Annotated in this window: 21 protein-coding genes; 19 read left to right on the top strand and 2 right to left on the bottom strand. The window is 29.1% G+C overall.

The features are described 5' to 3' along the window. Positions 1-15 precede the first annotated feature (15 nt). Positions 16-1,254, top strand: a complete 1,239-nt coding sequence (gene fabF, locus P4S50_RS11780) for a beta-ketoacyl-ACP synthase II (protein WP_277730987.1) — start codon at positions 16-18, stop codon at positions 1,252-1,254. A gap of 38 nt (positions 1,255-1,292) precedes the next feature. Here fabF and P4S50_RS11775 read toward each other — a convergent pair whose 3' ends face one another. Both P4S50_RS11775 and P4S50_RS11770 read right to left on the bottom strand, forming a co-directional pair. Beyond that, positions 1,293-1,781: a hypothetical protein gene (locus P4S50_RS11775; RefSeq protein WP_277730986.1), complete on the bottom strand. Its 489-nt coding sequence runs from the start codon at positions 1,779-1,781 to the stop codon at positions 1,293-1,295. A 239-nt stretch (positions 1,782-2,020) separates the two neighbouring features. After that, complete coding sequence (locus P4S50_RS11770) at positions 2,021-3,403, bottom strand: COG1361 family protein (protein ID WP_277730985.1); 1,383 nt, start codon at positions 3,401-3,403, stop codon at positions 2,021-2,023. Between the two features lie 235 nt (positions 3,404-3,638). Here P4S50_RS11770 and spoIIIAA point away from each other — a divergent pair, with 235 nt between their 5' ends. The 18 genes from spoIIIAA (at position 3,639) to P4S50_RS11680 (ending at position 16,741) form a co-directional block, all read left to right on the top strand. After that, positions 3,639-4,610 carry a stage III sporulation protein AA gene (spoIIIAA, locus tag P4S50_RS11765; protein ID WP_277730984.1) on the top strand — a complete coding sequence of 324 codons (972 nt, stop codon included), beginning with the start codon at positions 3,639-3,641 and terminating at the stop codon, positions 4,608-4,610. Further along, a complete protein-coding gene (locus tag P4S50_RS11760) occupies positions 4,603-5,118 on the top strand; it encodes a stage III sporulation protein AB (protein ID WP_277730983.1) in 516 nt (171 codons plus the stop codon). Before spoIIIAA ends, P4S50_RS11760 begins: the two co-directional genes overlap by 8 nt. Before the next feature lie 22 nt (positions 5,119-5,140). After that, positions 5,141-5,344 (top strand): stage III sporulation protein AC, encoded by a 204-nt coding sequence (spoIIIAC, locus tag P4S50_RS11755; protein WP_277730982.1) that lies wholly within the window; start codon positions 5,141-5,143, stop codon positions 5,342-5,344. A gap of 14 nt (positions 5,345-5,358) precedes the next feature. Next, complete coding sequence (gene spoIIIAD, locus P4S50_RS11750; protein ID WP_277730981.1) at positions 5,359-5,745, top strand: stage III sporulation protein AD; 387 nt, start codon at positions 5,359-5,361, stop codon at positions 5,743-5,745. Between the two features lie 10 nt (positions 5,746-5,755). Next, positions 5,756-6,910 (top strand): stage III sporulation protein AE, encoded by a 1,155-nt coding sequence (gene spoIIIAE, locus P4S50_RS11745; RefSeq protein ID WP_277730980.1) that lies wholly within the window; start codon positions 5,756-5,758, stop codon positions 6,908-6,910. Between the two features lie 12 nt (positions 6,911-6,922). Then, the gene (locus P4S50_RS11740; protein ID WP_277730979.1) at positions 6,923-7,483 is read left to right on the top strand and encodes a stage III sporulation protein AF; all 561 of its coding nucleotides are present in this window, start codon (positions 6,923-6,925) and stop codon (positions 7,481-7,483) included. A 14-nt stretch (positions 7,484-7,497) separates the two neighbouring features. After that, positions 7,498-8,055, top strand: coding sequence for a stage III sporulation protein AG (locus P4S50_RS11735; RefSeq protein WP_277730978.1), 558 nt, complete (start codon positions 7,498-7,500; stop codon positions 8,053-8,055). 13 nt (positions 8,056-8,068) lie between these two features. Further along, positions 8,069-8,761 carry a SpoIIIAH-like family protein gene (locus tag P4S50_RS11730; protein ID WP_277730977.1) on the top strand — a complete coding sequence of 231 codons (693 nt, stop codon included), beginning with the start codon at positions 8,069-8,071 and terminating at the stop codon, positions 8,759-8,761. Positions 8,762-8,824: 63 nt separating this feature from the next. After that, positions 8,825-9,190, top strand: a complete 366-nt coding sequence (locus tag P4S50_RS11725; RefSeq protein ID WP_277730976.1) for an Asp23/Gls24 family envelope stress response protein — start codon at positions 8,825-8,827, stop codon at positions 9,188-9,190. A gap of 70 nt (positions 9,191-9,260) precedes the next feature. Continuing rightward, positions 9,261-9,665, top strand: coding sequence for a transcription antitermination factor NusB (gene nusB / locus P4S50_RS11720; RefSeq protein ID WP_277730975.1), 405 nt, complete (start codon positions 9,261-9,263; stop codon positions 9,663-9,665). Then, positions 9,649-10,608, top strand: coding sequence for a tRNA (adenosine(37)-N6)-threonylcarbamoyltransferase complex transferase subunit TsaD (locus tag P4S50_RS11715; RefSeq protein ID WP_277730974.1), 960 nt, complete (start codon positions 9,649-9,651; stop codon positions 10,606-10,608). Before nusB ends, P4S50_RS11715 begins: the two co-directional genes overlap by 17 nt. A 2-nt stretch (positions 10,609-10,610) precedes the next feature. Then, a complete protein-coding gene (xseA, locus tag P4S50_RS11710; RefSeq protein WP_277730973.1) occupies positions 10,611-11,810 on the top strand; it encodes an exodeoxyribonuclease VII large subunit in 1,200 nt (399 codons plus the stop codon). Between the two features lies 1 nt (position 11,811). Then, a complete protein-coding gene (xseB, locus tag P4S50_RS11705) occupies positions 11,812-12,024 on the top strand; it encodes an exodeoxyribonuclease VII small subunit (protein ID WP_277730972.1) in 213 nt (70 codons plus the stop codon). Between the two features lies 1 nt (position 12,025). Continuing rightward, on the top strand, positions 12,026-12,916 hold the full coding sequence (locus P4S50_RS11700) for a polyprenyl synthetase family protein (RefSeq protein WP_277730971.1): 891 nt from the start codon (positions 12,026-12,028) through the stop codon (positions 12,914-12,916). Positions 12,917-12,933: 17 nt separating this feature from the next. Further along, on the top strand, positions 12,934-13,383 hold the full coding sequence (locus P4S50_RS11695) for a divergent PAP2 family protein (RefSeq protein WP_277730970.1): 450 nt from the start codon (positions 12,934-12,936) through the stop codon (positions 13,381-13,383). 213 nt (positions 13,384-13,596) lie between these two features. Beyond that, positions 13,597-15,453 carry a 1-deoxy-D-xylulose-5-phosphate synthase gene (gene dxs, locus P4S50_RS11690; protein WP_277730969.1) on the top strand — a complete coding sequence of 619 codons (1,857 nt, stop codon included), beginning with the start codon at positions 13,597-13,599 and terminating at the stop codon, positions 15,451-15,453. A 15-nt stretch (positions 15,454-15,468) separates the two neighbouring features. Beyond that, the gene (locus P4S50_RS11685; RefSeq protein ID WP_277730968.1) at positions 15,469-16,278 is read left to right on the top strand and encodes a TlyA family RNA methyltransferase; all 810 of its coding nucleotides are present in this window, start codon (positions 15,469-15,471) and stop codon (positions 16,276-16,278) included. A gap of 16 nt (positions 16,279-16,294) precedes the next feature. Continuing rightward, entirely contained in the window at positions 16,295-16,741 is a 447-nt protein-coding gene (locus tag P4S50_RS11680) for an arginine repressor (protein ID WP_277730967.1), read from the top strand. The last annotated feature ends 7 nt before the right edge of the window (positions 16,742-16,748 follow it).

Genomic DNA, 16,748 nt, shown 5'->3' with positions numbered 1-16,748 from the left:
TTTGGAGGTACTAATATGAAAAGAAGAGTTGTGGTTACGGGTATAGGATGTGTAACTCCTATTGGAACAGGAACAGATATATTCTGGAACAATATTAAAAATGGAGTTTGTGGAATAGATGAAATAACTAGATTTGACACTACTGATTTTGTAACTAAGATAGCAGGAGAGGTTAAAGATTTTAACGCTTCTGATTTTATGGATAAAAAGGAAGCTAAAAGGATGGATAGATTCACTCAATATGCAGTGGCTGCATCTAAGATGGCTATGGAAGACTCAAATATTGATACAGATAATATAGATAAAAATAGATTTGGAGTTATAGTAGGATCAGGAATAGGTGGAATAGAGACACTAGAAGAACAACACAAAAGATTGTTAGAAAAAGGACCAAAAAGAGTAAGTCCATTCTTTGTACCTATGATGATAACTAATATGGCTGCAGGACAAATATCTATAATGTGTGGAGCTAAGGGACCTAATACAAGTGTTGTTACTGCTTGTGCATCGTCTACTCATGCTATAGGAGATGCTTTTAAAGCTATCCAAAGAGGAGATGCTGAAATTATGATCTCAGGAGGAGCAGAAAGTCCTATAACTCCGCTTGCTGTTGCTGGATTCTGTACAATGAAGGCAATGTCAACTAGAAATGATGATCCAAAAACTGCATCAAGACCATTTGACAAAGACAGAGATGGATTTGTAATGGGAGAAGGATCAGGTATGCTAGTATTAGAAGAACTAGAGCATGCTTTAGCTAGAAATGCAAAAATATATGCTGAGTTGGTTGGTTATGGATTAACAGCAGATGCATATCATATGACAGCTCCTGCAGAAGGTGGAGAAGGCGCTGCTAGAGCTATGGAAATGGCAATAAATGATGCAGGACTAAAAATAGAGGATGTAGATTACATAAATGCTCATGGAACTAGTACTCCTCTTAATGATAAAAATGAAAGTTTAGCTATTAAATCTTTATTTAAGGATCATGCGTATGATTTAGCTGTATCATCAACTAAGTCTATGACAGGACACTTATTAGGAGCAGCTGGAGCAGTTGAAGCTATAATATGTTCTTTAGCTATAAACGAAGGATACTTGCCTCCTACTATGAATATGGAAAATCAAGATCCAGAACTTGATCTTGACTATGTTGTAGGAAAAGGAAGACAAAAAGATATTAAATGTGCTCTTACTAATTCATTAGGATTTGGTGGACACAATGGAACACTTGCATTTAAAAAATATGAATAAATAAAAAATTCGCATATGCTCTTGCATATGCGAATTTTTTATTGTGTCTGCGTTTCATCTATTTGGAAATGATTTGAGATAGAATCTTTAACTTTATTTTTCATCTCTTCTTTTTCTTTTTTCTTTTTTTCATCTACTTTATTTTTGATTTCATTTTTCATTTTTTGTTTTTCAGTTTCGATTTGTTGATCTACTGCTGATTTTAATTCTTTGGTATATTCATTTAATTCTTTATTAACACGATCAATTTCTTGATTTTGATATTTTTGCAGTTCTTGAACTGTCTCTTTAGCCTTTGATTGAATATGAGAATCTAACTCTTGTTGTTCTTTTTCACTAATTTTATCAATTTCTTTTTCTGTTTCTGATGATATCCTATTTTCTATTGAAGCAATTCCTTTTTGAATAAGAGTAATGATGTCTGTACCTAGAACTGTAGCAGCATATACGTTAGCAGCACCAAAAGCAACAAGCACTACAGTTGTAATTATAATTACTTTTTTATTGATTTTTTTTATTATATTCATGATTTATCTCCTTTCTCAATGGACTTTGGATTTATATTTGTATTGGATATTATATATTCGGCAAGATTTCATGTCAATAAATGTCGAAAAGATGTAATGTGGTAATATTAGTATGAATTTGAAAAATATAAACAATCTATAATTAAAGAAGAGTTAGTTTCTAGATAGAAACTAACTCTTCTTTTACTTTTGCATCTAATTTTAATTAATAAGCTATATGAATTTGATTATATTTTCACTTAACATGGTTTTTGGCATTCAAGACTTAATAGAACTCGTATACCGGCTTCTATAGGTAAAACACCAGTTCCTAAGAAGATTTGAGTATTTGGGTCTGTTGGATTTACTTGTTCAAGTTCATTTTTAATAACAGTACTTCCTGATACTGAACTTGTTACTAATTTGAATTTCATAATTTTTTGGGCACTAGCTCCTTTTGGTATTTCTATATTATCACAAGTTATTTTAATATCTGCATTACCTTTAACATCGGTATTGACAGGAACAGGTTCTCCTGTACGTGCAAATACAGCAGTACAACCATCGAAATCTGAGAATCTAACTGTTACACCTGTTGGAATTACCATATCATCTAATATACTAACTTTAGTATGAGGAGAATCTCCCACATTAGTTATACTTATTTTAAATTCAGCTAAACCATTATCTAAAACGTTACAACATTTATTAGATTCTAGTTCAACAACATCAATAGTAGCAGTAGCTGTATCTGATGCTTCTGTACCTTCTGATGTTACACTAGCAAGGTTATTTATTACATATTGTCCAGGAGATGAGATACCTGCTATTGGAATACTATAAGTTACTATTACTTCTCCACCAGGATCTAATTTTCCTAAATTTCCTCCTGTTCTAATTTCTCCATTAGGATTTATAACAACTTTTAAAGTATCGGGAACTGTAGTGATTGTTCCAGGTGTTAATTGAGTAGGTAAGAATAGTATATCTAGAAGTTCAACACTTTCTAGAGCTGCATTACCTATATTATCTATTTCTAAACGGTATTCAAGTTTTGCTTGATTATCTTTTATTATAGTAGTTACATTTTTATTTATAGATAACTTACCTTGAGGGTTACATTCAGGAACTAGAAATCCCCCATTACAATCAAAAACTGTTGCAGTAGAATTTGTATTAACTGATATAGGTTGTGTTGCTATAGGATAATTTCCTTTTAATTCTAATCTATATGCAACAGAAACTCCTTTGGTATATCTATCATTAATTTCTATTTTTACAAATTGAAAGCCTTCAGGAGCATTTCCGAAAATAGGATCTGTCTTAGTTAAGGTATAAGGTATAGAAGTCCATTCACCGCATCCATCTATTTTTTCGGATACAGTTAGTGTTTCTAGATGTACAATTTCACATATAGGAATAACAAATGAAGTTGCTGGTAATGTTGTATCATTACAGTCTGTTATTAATTTATATGTCCAAAAAGATTTGTTTAAAGAAGATACATAACTAGGGTTTGTAACAACTCTACCATCTGGTAAACAATGACATTCGGGTTGAACAACCGAAATACCTATATTTTTATCACAACAATTTAAATTCTTATAAGATGCACCCTGACAAAGTTTTGGGTTATCTGCCATTTGCAATCAACTCCTTATTTATAATACTACAAAATCTTTTCCCAGGATTAATATATTCTAAATTAAATAAAGATGTGTTAATACATAAAAAGATTAATGTATTAATTATTAAAAAACTAATTACGTTAGGATTGGTTGACGACATCAGTCAGTTTATAGAAACTAGACAAATTTTTTTATGCATATTTTTGTTATTAACATAATATTATTTAAAAATAGGGAGGAGGACGAGTTTATGAATAAACTTTCTGAGGAAATTATAAATTCACTAAGTCCAAAAATAAAGCGGTTTTTCATAGGAGCTGAGTATGAATTTATAAGGAATATAGAAGAAATAAGGCTTAGAGTCAATAGACCGTTAATAGTTAACATGAATAACAGGGATTATTTCTTTGATATAAAGGCTAATAAGTTCTGTGAGAACACACAGCATTTATATATAAGCACACGAGAGGATATAGAGCATACCTTTCAGCTTATATGTAAGTATTCTATACATTCCTTTTTGGATGATATTAAAAAGGGATTTATAACAATAAAAGGTGGACATAGGGTAGGTATTGGAGGAAAAGCTATTTTAGATAAAGACGAAATAAAAAATATAAAGCATATATCCTCTTTAAATATAAGGGTATCAAGAGAGATAAAAAATTGTTCAAAAGATGTAATCAAATATATAATCAAAAACTCCAACGAAATATACAACACTTTAATAATATCTCCTCCACAGTGTGGAAAAACAACTCTTATAAGAGATTTGGTTAGAAATATAAGTACAGGTATTGATGAATATAAATTTAAAGGGATAAAGGTTGCAGTTATTGATGAAAGGAACGAAATCTGTGGATCCTATCAAGGAATACCTCAAAAGGATGTAGGAATAAGAACTGATGTAATAGAGTCTTGCCCTAAAGATGTAGGAATAATGATGGTTTTAAGAAGTATGTCTCCAAATGTTATAGTTACAGATGAAATAGGAAGTACTAAAGAAATAGAATCATTATATTCAGCTTTAAATGGAGGGGTATCGCTTATAACATCTGTTCATGGTAATGGAATAGATGACATTAGAAATAGAAAAGAATTAAATACACTTTTAGATAAAGAATTGTTCAAAAGAGTTATTGTACTATCTTGTAAGAATGGAGCAGGTACAATAGAACAAATATACGACTTAGAAGAAAAGAGGTGGTTATTTATTGGTTAAAATAGTGCTTATTATATTTATACTAATATGCTTTTTCTTATTAGGAGAAGAACTTTACAGGTCGTTTAAAAAAAAATACAGCGACATATCAGATCTTGTAAAAGTACTTGAAGTTTTGAATATGCAACTTGAATTTGGTTTGTATACATTGGAGGAAGTATTTGAAAAGATAGGTAATAAAAAAGAGTTCAATATAAGCTATTTTTTTGAAGCGTTAAGTATAAAACTTAAAGAAAACAATAAAAGCTTAGATGATATAGTTAACGAATCAATTCCCATAATAAATCAAAAAACGAATCTTAGTATAAGTGAAATAGAGGAAATAATCAATTTAATAAACAACCTTGGAAAAAGTGATTATTATTCACAAAAAAGAATAATAGATCTTGCTATTGAGAATCTGAAAAAAAATGAAAAAGAAGCATTTCTAGAAATTAAAACAAAAGGTATATTGTATAAAAAACTTAGCTTAACCATGGGTTTTTTACTTGTGATTATATTTTTATAGATTTTAAAAGGGAGGAATTTTTATGGGAATAAATGTTGATTTGATTTTTAAGATAGGTGGTATAGGCATACTCTTATCCATACTTCATACTGTTTTAACGAGGGCGGGTAAAGATGAATGGGCTTATATTGCAAATCTTACAGGGGTTGTGCTTGTACTTATGATAGTTATAAAAGAAATTAGTAATTTATTTAATACTGTAAAGACTATGTTCAATCTTTATTAAAGGGAAGTGGTGGATTGGAATTTACAAAATTAATTGCGATTGCATTTATTGGAACTATACTATCTGTATTATTTAAGAAAGAAAAGCCTGAGATAAGCATGGCTATAGCACTAATTACAGGAGTTGCTATATTTACAGTATCTATATACAAGATAAATTACGTAATAAACTGTATAAATGATTTAACTAAAAAAATAAATATAAGCCATATGTATTTTTCTACAATAATGAAAATAGTAGGGATATCGTATTTGATGGAATTTGCTATTCAAATATGTAAAGACAGTGGGGAAGGAGCTATAGCTACTAAGCTTGAATTTGGAGGGAAAGTAATAATACTTACTCTATCTTTTCCTATACTGTTATCAATACTTAATACGATAGTAAATATTATTCCTTAGGAGATTACTTATGAAAAGAAGAGCGTTTGTTGGAGTTTTAATTATGTTTTTTTTGCTGACAAATCTAGCATATGCACAAAGTGATGCAAAAGGGGATATAAATAAGTACATAGATAATCAATTAAAAACTATTCAAATTGATAGACTACAAAAAACTTTTGAAAATGAACAAGTACTTAAAAATATTAATTTGAAAAATTTTATTATGGACGTTATGAAGGGCAAAAAAAATGTATTAGACATAATAGATAAAGGGCAGGTTAAAAATTATTTATTTAAAGAAATTAAGTTCAATTTCAAAATTTTGGTTACTATATTAATTCTATCATTGATATCGGCAATACTTAAAAACTTAGATAATTCATTTTCTGGAACTGCTATAAGCAAGGTATCAAATTATACAGTTTTTGTTCTATTGATATCAATAACATTTATGGGATATAAAGATGTTCTTGAAATAGCAAGAGTGACAATAGACAGTATGGTTAATTTTATGCAAATAGCAATTCCTATTGAAATGGCTTTTTTAGTAACATTAGGATTTCCGGTTACCTCTGCATCTTTAAGCCCTATATTTTTAGGAGGTATAGTTTTTATAAATATAGTTTTTAAGACGTTTTTAATGGTGATAATGGCCCTTTCGTTTTCAATACTTATAATAAACAATATATCAAGTAATATAAACCTTAAAAGGTTATACAATTTTACTAAGCAGATAAGTGTGTTTACGGTGGGGTTTTTACTAACTGTATACCTTGGGATAATATCTATTCAAGGAATATATGTTACTTCATTTGATAAATTTTCGATAAAAACTATTAAATTTGCTGTTGATTTTATTCCGGTTGTAGGAGGGTTTGTATCTGATTCTATAGAAATACTACTTTCATCATCATATTTATTAAAAAGTGTATTAGGAGCAGCGGCACTTGTGATATTGATAGGCATATGTCTAATACCTGTATTTAAAATAGTCTCTATTATACTTGTTTATAAGATTTCATCTATAATTGTAGAACCTATATCTGATGATAATATATCTACTTATTTAAATGAAATGGCAAATCTGATGATAATAATTCTATCTTCAGTTGTAGCTGTTGGAATAATGTTTTTTATAACAATAGCAATACTTGCATCTATTGGAAATGTAACGAGAATGTAGGAGGAATTCTTTATGAATAGTATAAAACAATGGATAAGTAGTATATTGATTGCGGCATTTGTTATAAATGTTATAGACATATTAATACCTACTGGAAGTTTTAAAAAGTACATAAATATAGTCTTAAACTTTATATTTATATTTATAGTTATAACACCTGTTTTAAATTTAGTATCAAAAGATATGAATATAGAGGATCAAATATTAAAACAGTTTAATGAATTTCAATATGAATATAAGCAACAGATGATTTCTAACAGTTCAATAGATGAAGAAGAAATAATGTCCAATTATAACGATTATTTAAAGCAGAGTGTAAATATGAAACTAGAGGAATCTGGATATGAGTTAACTGATATAGAGACTGATGAAAACGGAGAAAAAAAATTAATTATAAAAGATTTAAAAACTAGTAAAAATAGTAATAATGAAACGAAAGAAAAAATACAATTAAAAGAGGATGAAAATTATAAGCAAGCTTTTAATGAACTAAAAAATATTGAGCATAAAAATATAAAAGAAGACTTGAATAAAATTTTCAAAATATCTATCGAAAAAATAAAAATTAACTAATGTGAGGGATGAAGATGAATCTTGATAAAAAGAAAATATACACTATTTTAGCTGCAATAATAATATCATTAGTACTTCTTGTGAGTATTTCTGGTATGTTTGATCAAAATGCAGATAAAAACTATCCAAATGCAAATCTAGTTGATAAAAGTGATTCTGGTAGAGCAAATTTGGTCACTAAGGAGGATGAGTTAGAAGACAGGCTTGAAAAAATACTAAGTAACATACAGGGGGTAAATTCTGTAAAGGTAATGATAACTTTTGAGACTGATAGACAGCTAGAACCGGCTTTTAATGAAACAGTTGCAACAGAAACAACCCAGGAAAATGACTCAACTGGAGGAAGGAGGGTTGTAACAACAGAAAATAAAACTCAAACTATAGTAACAAAAAATAATAATAAGGGAAATGAACCTATATTATTAAAATCTATAGAACCACAAGTTAGAGGGGTCATAGTTGTAGCTGATGGTGCAGAAGATACTGTGGTAAAACAGAGACTATATGATGCTGTTAAGACAGTACTTCAAGTATCTAGCCATAAAATAGAGGTTTATCCAAAAAATAAATAAGGGGGATTAAGTTATGAAGTTTAAGAAATTTAATAAGCAGTTTTTAAAAAGTAGAAATTTTGTTGTATGTGTATTGGTATTTATGTTAGTAATTGTATGTACTGTTAATTATCAATTTAATAAGCAGGGAATGCTTGAAACATCTAGTGATCTTCAAGAATACGAAGAGTTACTTCAAGCTGATAATGAAAATATGGATGTTGATAAAGAACCAGTTAAGGAAACTGCTAACGAAAATTTAGAAACTGACGAAATAAAAGTTGTAGACAGCAATAAAAGTGAAGCTGATGAAAAGGTTAAAGAGACAACTGCAAATATAACAAAAGAAATGGTATCAAAAGAAAATATGCAAAAAGATACATATTTTATAGATATAAAAATGAATAGAGAGAAGGAAAGAGGGGAATTAATAGAAGAACTAGATGCAATAGTTAAAAATCCATCTTCTAGTAAAAATTCAATAGAAGAGGCATCTAATATGAAATTAAACTTAGTTAAATTTAGAGAATCAGAACTTAATATAGAAAGTTTACTTACTGCTAAAGGATTCGAAAATCCAGTAGCATATGTTAGTGAAAATAATGCAAGTGTAGTAGTTGATAGAGAAAAACTTAATAAAGATGACGTTGCAAAAATATTTGATGTTGTATATACTCAAACAAAACTTCCTTTTGAAAATATAAAAATAATGGAATATAAAAGATAGTTTGTAAAATTTATTTCCATTTGGTATAATTAAAATATAATTTAACACTTTGGAGGTGTACCTTTGGAAAATAAAGATTATGGCCAAGTAAAAATATCTGAAGATGTAATTGCTACTATATCAGGGATTTCTGCTTCTGAGATAGAAGGAGTAGCATCTATGAGTGGAAGCATTACAGGTAATATAACGGAAATTTTAGGTAAAAAGAATTTATCTAAAGGTGTTAAAGTCGTAGTAGAAGAAGACGAAGTATTCATAGATGTATTTGTAATGATAGAGTATGGTGTTGTTATACCAGATGTATCATGGAAAATACAAGAAAATGTTAAAACAACTATTGAAACTATGACTGGATTAAATGTAGCTCAGGTCAATGTTCACATTCAAGGAATTACTTTTAAGAAAGAAAAAATTGAAGAGAATAGTTAATAGGAAGTATATTAACCCTCTGAATAATCAGAGGGTTAGTTTTGTGTATATAATATTTAGGAGGTTTACAATGAGCAGAAAGATAAGTAGAGAATTAGGAATGAAAATGGTTTATCAAATGGATATGACTAAGGAATATACTAACGAAAAGATTGAAGAATTTATAGAGGAACATTCGCATGAAAACTTTGATAGCCAATACCTAGTTGATTTAGGAAATATAGTTATAGAAAATAAAGAAGATATAGATTCTATTATAAGTACTCATTCTACGAAATGGAAAATAAATAGAATTGCTAAAGTAGACCTTAGTATATTAAGAGTTGCTATAGCTGAGATAAAATATATGGATAATGTTCCTTTTAAAGTTGCTATAAATGAAGGTATAGAACTTGCAAAGAGATATTCAGATGATGAGTCTACTAAATTTATAAATGGATTATTGGGAAGTGCAATAAATGATATCGAAAAATAAAATAATTTTAGGAATAGACACAAGCTGCTATACGACATCTATAGCAGCTATAAATTTAGATAAAGAAATAATAATAAACGAAAAAAGAATGTTAAAGGTAAAGCACGGAAATAGAGGACTTAGACAATCAGATGCTTTTTTTCAACATACAAATAATTTGGGAGATATGTTCGGAGATTTAAAATCTAAAATTAAAGATTATGATATAGTAGGAGTATGTGTATCTTCAAGACCAAGACCTATTGAAGGGTCGTATATGCCTGTATTTAGTTGTGGCTATAAATTTGCAAAAACTATATCTTCTGTATTAAATACAAAATTGTATCAAACCTCACATCAAGAATGTCATGTAGAAGCGGCTTTTTATGATACTAATATAGATAAAGATAGATTTTTGTGCATACATATGTCTGGAGGAACTACTGAAATACTATTAATAAATAGAAAATTATATGGGTACGATATAGAAATAGTAGGTGCGACTAAGGACATAAGTGCCGGACAACTTATAGATAGAGTTGGGGTAAAGCTTGGATACGAATTTCCTTGTGGAGAGTATTTAGATCAAAATGCGTTAAAATGTGATGTTGATGTACATAATCTAAAGATATCATCTAAAGAAGGATATATGAATTTTTCAGGTGTTGAAAATCAAATATTTTCTATAGTAGATAACTATTCTAAGGAGTATGTATCTAAAGTGATTTTAAATTCTATTTTAGATTCAATATATAAATCAATTATATTCTTAAGTGATAAATATAATATAAAAGATGTACTATTCGTTGGAGGGGTATCTTCTAGTAAATATATATCTAGTAAGTTAATAAATAAGTTAAGTAATAATAAAATAAATGCATTTTTTACAAAATCTAGTTTTGCAAAGGATAATGCAATAGGATCAGGTATTATTGGAGTTAATAGATTTTTAAGTGAGGTATAATTATGAAGTTAAAGGCTCTTTCTATTAGTGAGGTTAATGCTTATATAAAAAGGATTCTTACCAATGACCCTATATTATATAATTTAAAGGTTAAAGGGGAAGTATCTAATTTGAAAATCCACACAAGTGGTCATGTATATATGTCTTTAAAGGACAATAAGTCAAAGATAAACTGTGTTATATTTAAAAATAATGTTCCTGAAGATTTAAATTTAAAGGAAGGTCTTGAAGTAAGAGTTTCTGGATATATATCGTTATATGAAAAAGATGGAAGTTATCAGCTTTATATAAACTCAATTGAGGTTGAAGGAGTTGGAAACTTACATGTAGAGTTTGCAAAATTGAAAGAAAAACTTCAAAATGAAGGGTTATTTGATCAGGAATATAAAAAGAAAATACCGAGTATGCCTAAGAATATAGGTGTTATTACATCTTTAACAGGGGCAGCACTTAGAGATATTATAAATGTTATATCTAGAAGGTATCCAAAGGTTAATGTTAAGGTATATTCTGTTTTGGTGCAAGGGGATAGATCGGCTGATGATATAGTATATGCTATTGATTTTTTGAACAAAAGGGAATTTATAGATGTTATAATATTGGCTAGAGGTGGAGGTTCTATAGAAGAATTATGGTCTTTTAATGAAGAAAAGGTTGCAAGAAGTATATTTGCATCACAAATACCTATAATAAGTGCTGTAGGACATGAAACTGATTTTACAATAGCTGATTTTGTGTCAGACCTTAGAGCACCTACTCCGTCTGCTGGAGCTGAAATATCTGTTCCATCTTATATAGATATAAGAGATAAACTTGATATATCTAAGGATAGAATGAATAAAGTATTTGAAAATAAAGTATATTCATATAAAAAAGATTTAGACAGTACGAAGAAAGATATGGATATTGATTACAAAGAAATAATAAAAGATAAGCTTATATGTACTGATAATTGTTTAAAGAATATTGAAAATGCTATTAACAAAAAACTTATTTTAACTAGGAATGAATTAGAGTATATAGGGCAGAACTTAAATAATTTAAGTCCATTGTCTGTAATGTCTAGAGGTTACACTTTAGTTGAAAAAGACGATGTATTAGTTAAAGATCCTAAGGACTTGAGCCTAGGAGATAATATAAATGTACTATTTGAAAAGGCCTGTGTGAATTGTAAAATACAGAATATAAAAGAGGTTGATTAGTATGAATTATGAAGTTTCTTATAAGAGGTTACAAGAGATAATTAAAAGTTTAGAAGAGGAGACTATATCATTAGATGAATCTTTAAAACTTTATGAAGAAGGTATAAGGCTGTATAGACACTGCAATAAGCTATTAGAATCAGCTCAACTTAAGATAACTAGGTTTTCAAACGATACTTTAGAAGAAATAGAAATCGATATTGAGGAGGTATAAAATGAATTTTAAATCAGCATTAAAAGATAAAAAAACATATTTTGAAAGTAGATTACAAGGTTACATACCAGATATGAATGCATATCAAAAAACTTTATTCGAAGCGATGAAATATAGTTTAGATGCAGGAGGTAAGAGGCTTAGACCTATACTTTTGATGGAAAGTGCAGCTTTATTTAATTCTGATATAGAAGATACTATACCTTATGCATGCGCTATGGAGATGATTCATACGTATTCTCTTATACACGATGATTTACCGGCAATGGATGATGATGATTTAAGAAGAGGAAAACCCACAAATCATAAAGTATTTGGAGAGGGTATAGCTGTTTTAGCTGGAGATGGACTTTTAAATTATTCATTTGAAATAATGCTTGATCATGCTTTGAAAAATGAAAAAAATAGTTATAAATATGTAAAGGCTATGAATGAAATAGCTAAGGCGGCAGGAGTTAAAGGTATGATAGCGGGCCAAGTAGTAGATCTTCAAAGTGAAAACAAGAAAATAGATAAGGATACACTTGATTTTATACATATGAATAAGACATCAGCTATGATTATAGGATCAATGAGAGCAGGAGCTATAATTGGAGGAGCTAATGATATAGAACTTCAAGATATAACAAATTATGCTAAAAATATAGGACTTGCTTTTCAAGTTGTAGATGATATATTAGATATAGTAGGGGATGAGAAAAAATTAGGTAAAGATATTGGAAGTGATTTAGAAAATAACAAGTCTACATATCCTTCGTTATTTGGTATTGATAAATCAAGAGATATAGCTAAAAATCTTATAGAAGATGCTAAAAAGTATATATCAAGATTTGATGAGAAAAATGAATTTTTAAATTGCTTAGCTGATTACATTATAGACAGAGAATGTTAGTTTAAGGAGGATGTTAAGTGGCTTTTATTGAGGGGATTTTAAATAATCAAACTTTTGCAGTGTGCTTTATATCTTGGTTTGTAGCTCAGATATTAAAGGTTATACTAACTTTTATATTTGATAAGAAAATAGATGTTTCAAGGTTTGTGGGCTCTGGTGGTATGCCAAGTTCGCATTCGTCGTTTGTTACAAGTCTTGCAACTAGTATAGGAATACAAAGAGGTTATGAATCATTGGAGTTTGCAATGGCTCTTGTATTTGCTTTAATAGTAATGTATGATGCGGCTGGAGTTAGAAGAGCTGTTGGAAAGCAAGCTAAGATACTTAATAAAATGATAGAAGATATACAAGAACATAGAAAAGATGTTTTTAATGAAAAAAGGTTAAAAGAACTTGTAGGGCATACACCTGTAGAGGTTTTATCAGGAGCCATATTAGGTATTATAATAGCTAACATAATGGTTTGAAAATGATTTTTAGGTGTGCTATAATATCTATGCTTTGTGCAGGTTAAAATAGAATATTAAACATATGATATAGGTATATATCCTAGTAATTAAAGCTATTATAATATAGGTAGCTTATCTAAAAGTGTACGGTTTTAAATTTTTAGCTTTTGGAGAAAATACTAGGGTATATTTATATATTTAAAAATAATTTTTAGAAAGTAGGATGAAGTTATGTATAAATATTTATACAATGTAAATAATCCTGAAGATTTAAAGAAAATGAATATAAAAGAACTTAATGAACTTACTAATGAAATAAGAAAGTTCTTGGTAAGATCTGTATCTAAAACAGGAGGACATTTGGCTTCTAATTTAGGTATAGTAGAATTAACGCTTGCCTTTCACTATATATTTGAAACACCAAAGGATAAAATTGTTTGGGATGTAGGTCATCAAGCTTATGTACATAAAATGATTACTGGAAGAACATCTGAATTTGAAACTCTTAGAAAATTCAATGGACTAAGTGGATTCCCTAAAAGAAATGAAAGTGTTCATGATGCATTTGATACTGGACATAGTTCCACGTCTATATCAGCAGGGCTAGGTCTTGCAATGGCACGCGATATTAAAAAAGAAAATTATGAAGTTTTATCTGTAATAGGAGATGGAGCTTTAACTGGTGGTATGGCATTTGAAGCGCTTAACCACTTAGGTCATACTCAAACAAATATGACGGTAATATTAAATGATAATGAAATGTCTATAGATAAAAATGTCGGAAGTATGTCAAATTATTTATTGAAGCTTAGAACTAATAAAGCTTATAAAAAGATAAAGGTAGAATTTGAAAATATAACTAATTATATACCTAAAATTGGAGATACGGTATATAAAACTGCAGATAAAATAAAAGATAGTTTAAGATATATTGTAAGTCCAGGTGCTTTATTTGAAGAAATGGGTATAAAGTATTTTGGACCAATAGATGGACATGATATTGAAGAGCTTATTCAAACTTTTAAAACGATAAAAAAGTTTAAGGGGCCGTCTATAGTTCATGTAATTACAAAAAAAGGAAAAGGTTATAGATTTGCAGAAGATCATCCAGAAAAGTATCATGGGGTAAGTCCTTTTGATATTAAAAAAGGAATTCAAAAGAGCTCTAAAGAGACGTACTCGAGTGTAGTAGGAGAAAAAATGGTTGAAATGGCTGCTAAAGATAAAAATATTGTTGCTGTTACAGCTGCTATGCCATCTGGAACCGGTCTTGGCAAATTTCAAAATACCTATCCTGAAAGATTTTTTGATGTTGGAATAGCAGAAGGACATGCAGTTACATTTGCAAGTGGGCTTGCTGCTAATGGTATAAAACCTTATTTTGCAGTGTACTCAACTTTTCTTCAAAGAGGATATGATCAAATAATACACGATATAGCTCTTAGTAATCTTCCTGTAACATTGCTACTTGATAGAGCTGGAATTGTTGGAGCGGATGGTGAAACTCATCATGGAGTATTTGACTTAAGTTATTTAAACTCAATACCTAATCTAACTGTTATGGCTCCAATGGATAAATATGAGCTTGAAAAAATGTTAGAACTATCAAGAACAATTACCTGTCCAGTTGCCATAAGGTATCCAAGAGGGGAAGCTTTTAAGTATAAGCAAGATGACTGTGAGTTAAATGTTGGGGAATGGGATTTAATAAAAAAAGGAAGTAAGGTAGCTTTGATAGGTATAGGAGCAATGGTAAAAACTTGCTTAAAGTGTTCTGATATATTAAGTGAAAGAGGAATAAACATAACTGTAATAAATGGAAGATTTTTAAAACCTTTAGATTTTAATATGTTAGAAGAAATATACAAAGAATATGATTATATAATGACTGTTGAAGACAATGTTTTAATTGGAGGATTTGGAAGTAGTGTATCTTGTCATTTATCAAAGCTTGGATATAAAGGCAAACTTATAAATATAGGATTTGAAGATAAATTTATAGAACACGGAAATGTAGATATACTTTACGATAAGTATGGATTATCAGCAACTAAAATAGCAAAAAAAATAATAGAAGAAGTCAAATAAGAAAGGTAATAAATTATGAAAAAAAGAATAGATATTTTACTAGTTGAAAACGGACATTTTGAAAGTAGAGAAAGAGCCAAAAAATCGTTGATGGCAGGTCTTGTATTTGTAGATGGCCAAAGGTGTGATAAAGCAGGAACTTTAGTTAAAGAAGATTGCAAAATAACTGTGAAGGGAAAACTTATTCCCTACGTTAGTAGAGGTGGGTTAAAACTTGAAAAATCAATAAAAAACTTTGATGTAGATGTAAAAGGTAAAGTATGTTTAGATATAGGATCATCTACAGGTGGATTTACAGACTGTATGCTTCAAAATGGAGCTATAAAAGTATTTTCTATAGATGTTGGATACGGTCAACTTGCATGGAAATTAAGACAGGATGACAGAGTTGTATGTATGGAGAGAACCAATATAAGACACGTTGAAGTTGAAGATTTAGGAGAATACGCTGATTTTTCATCTATAGATGTATCATTTATATCATTGAGACTTGTAATACCAAAGGCTAAAGAATTGCTTAAAGAAAATGGAGAAATAATAGCTCTTATAAAACCACAATTTGAAGCAGGTAGAGAAAAGGTTGGTAAAAAAGGAGTAGTTAGAGACAAACAAACGCACATAGATGTAATTAAAAGAATAACTGAGTTTGTATATAAAAATGGATTTGATATATTAAACTTAGACTATTCACCTGTAAAAGGTCCAGAAGGAAATATCGAGTACTTACTTCATATAAGAAAGAATAATGATTTAAATGAAAAAAATGAATTAAACTATGATGAAACAATTTTGAAAGTAGTAGAAGATTCTCATAAAAAACTGTAATTAGGAGGATTTAAAGTTGAAAATATCAAGGCATAACAAAATATTAGAAATAATTGAAAGCAATGATATAACGACTCAAGATGAACTTGCACAAAAGCTTAGAGATCACGGAATGAACGTTACTCAAGCTACAGTTTCAAGAGATATAAAGGACTTAAAATTAGTTAAAGTTCTAACAAAAGATGGAAACTATAAGTATGCAGCACTTAAAAAAGAAGAAAAAGGATCTTCTGACAGACTAATAAGGTTATTAAAAGAACTATTAGTAGGAATTGATTCGGCTGAAAATATAGTATGTTTAAAAACTATACCTAGATCTGCGCAATTAGTTGCAAAAGCAGTAGATCAACTAGAAATTAAAGAAGTAGTAGGCACAATAGCAGGTATTGATACTGTATTTATATTGCTAAAAACCACAGAAGATGTAGATATTATAAAAGGTAGATTTAGAAAGCTAATATAGATAAGGG

It is taken from the genome of Tepidibacter hydrothermalis (genome assembly GCF_029542625.1).
Taxonomy (GTDB): domain Bacteria; phylum Bacillota; class Clostridia; order Peptostreptococcales; family Peptostreptococcaceae; genus Tepidibacter_A; species Tepidibacter_A hydrothermalis.
The sequence above is the reverse complement of the archived record's forward strand: the minus strand, read 5'-3'. Positions and strand labels throughout refer to the sequence as shown.

Coding starts and splice junctions, on each gene's coding strand:
- P4S50_RS11730 (WP_277730977.1), top strand. CDS start 8,069: ATGAAGTTTAAGAAATTTAATAAGCAGTTTTTAAAAAGTAGAAATTTT.
- spoIIIAC (WP_277730982.1), top strand. CDS start 5,141: ATGGGAATAAATGTTGATTTGATTTTTAAGATAGGTGGTATAGGCATA.
- fabF (WP_277730987.1), top strand. CDS start 16: ATGAAAAGAAGAGTTGTGGTTACGGGTATAGGATGTGTAACTCCTATT.
- xseA (WP_277730973.1), top strand. CDS start 10,611: ATGAAGTTAAAGGCTCTTTCTATTAGTGAGGTTAATGCTTATATAAAA.
- P4S50_RS11770 (WP_277730985.1), bottom strand. CDS start 3,403: ATGGCAGATAACCCAAAACTTTGTCAGGGTGCATCTTATAAGAATTTA.
- P4S50_RS11775 (WP_277730986.1), bottom strand. CDS start 1,781: ATGAATATAATAAAAAAAATCAATAAAAAAGTAATTATAATTACAACT.
- dxs (WP_277730969.1), top strand. CDS start 13,597: ATGTATAAATATTTATACAATGTAAATAATCCTGAAGATTTAAAGAAA.
- xseB (WP_277730972.1), top strand. CDS start 11,812: ATGAATTATGAAGTTTCTTATAAGAGGTTACAAGAGATAATTAAAAGT.
- P4S50_RS11715 (WP_277730974.1), top strand. CDS start 9,649: ATGATATCGAAAAATAAAATAATTTTAGGAATAGACACAAGCTGCTAT.
- P4S50_RS11700 (WP_277730971.1), top strand. CDS start 12,026: ATGAATTTTAAATCAGCATTAAAAGATAAAAAAACATATTTTGAAAGT.
- P4S50_RS11740 (WP_277730979.1), top strand. CDS start 6,923: ATGAATAGTATAAAACAATGGATAAGTAGTATATTGATTGCGGCATTT.
- nusB (WP_277730975.1), top strand. CDS start 9,261: ATGAGCAGAAAGATAAGTAGAGAATTAGGAATGAAAATGGTTTATCAA.
- spoIIIAA (WP_277730984.1), top strand. CDS start 3,639: ATGAATAAACTTTCTGAGGAAATTATAAATTCACTAAGTCCAAAAATA.
- spoIIIAE (WP_277730980.1), top strand. CDS start 5,756: ATGAAAAGAAGAGCGTTTGTTGGAGTTTTAATTATGTTTTTTTTGCTG.
- P4S50_RS11735 (WP_277730978.1), top strand. CDS start 7,498: ATGAATCTTGATAAAAAGAAAATATACACTATTTTAGCTGCAATAATA.
- P4S50_RS11685 (WP_277730968.1), top strand. CDS start 15,469: ATGAAAAAAAGAATAGATATTTTACTAGTTGAAAACGGACATTTTGAA.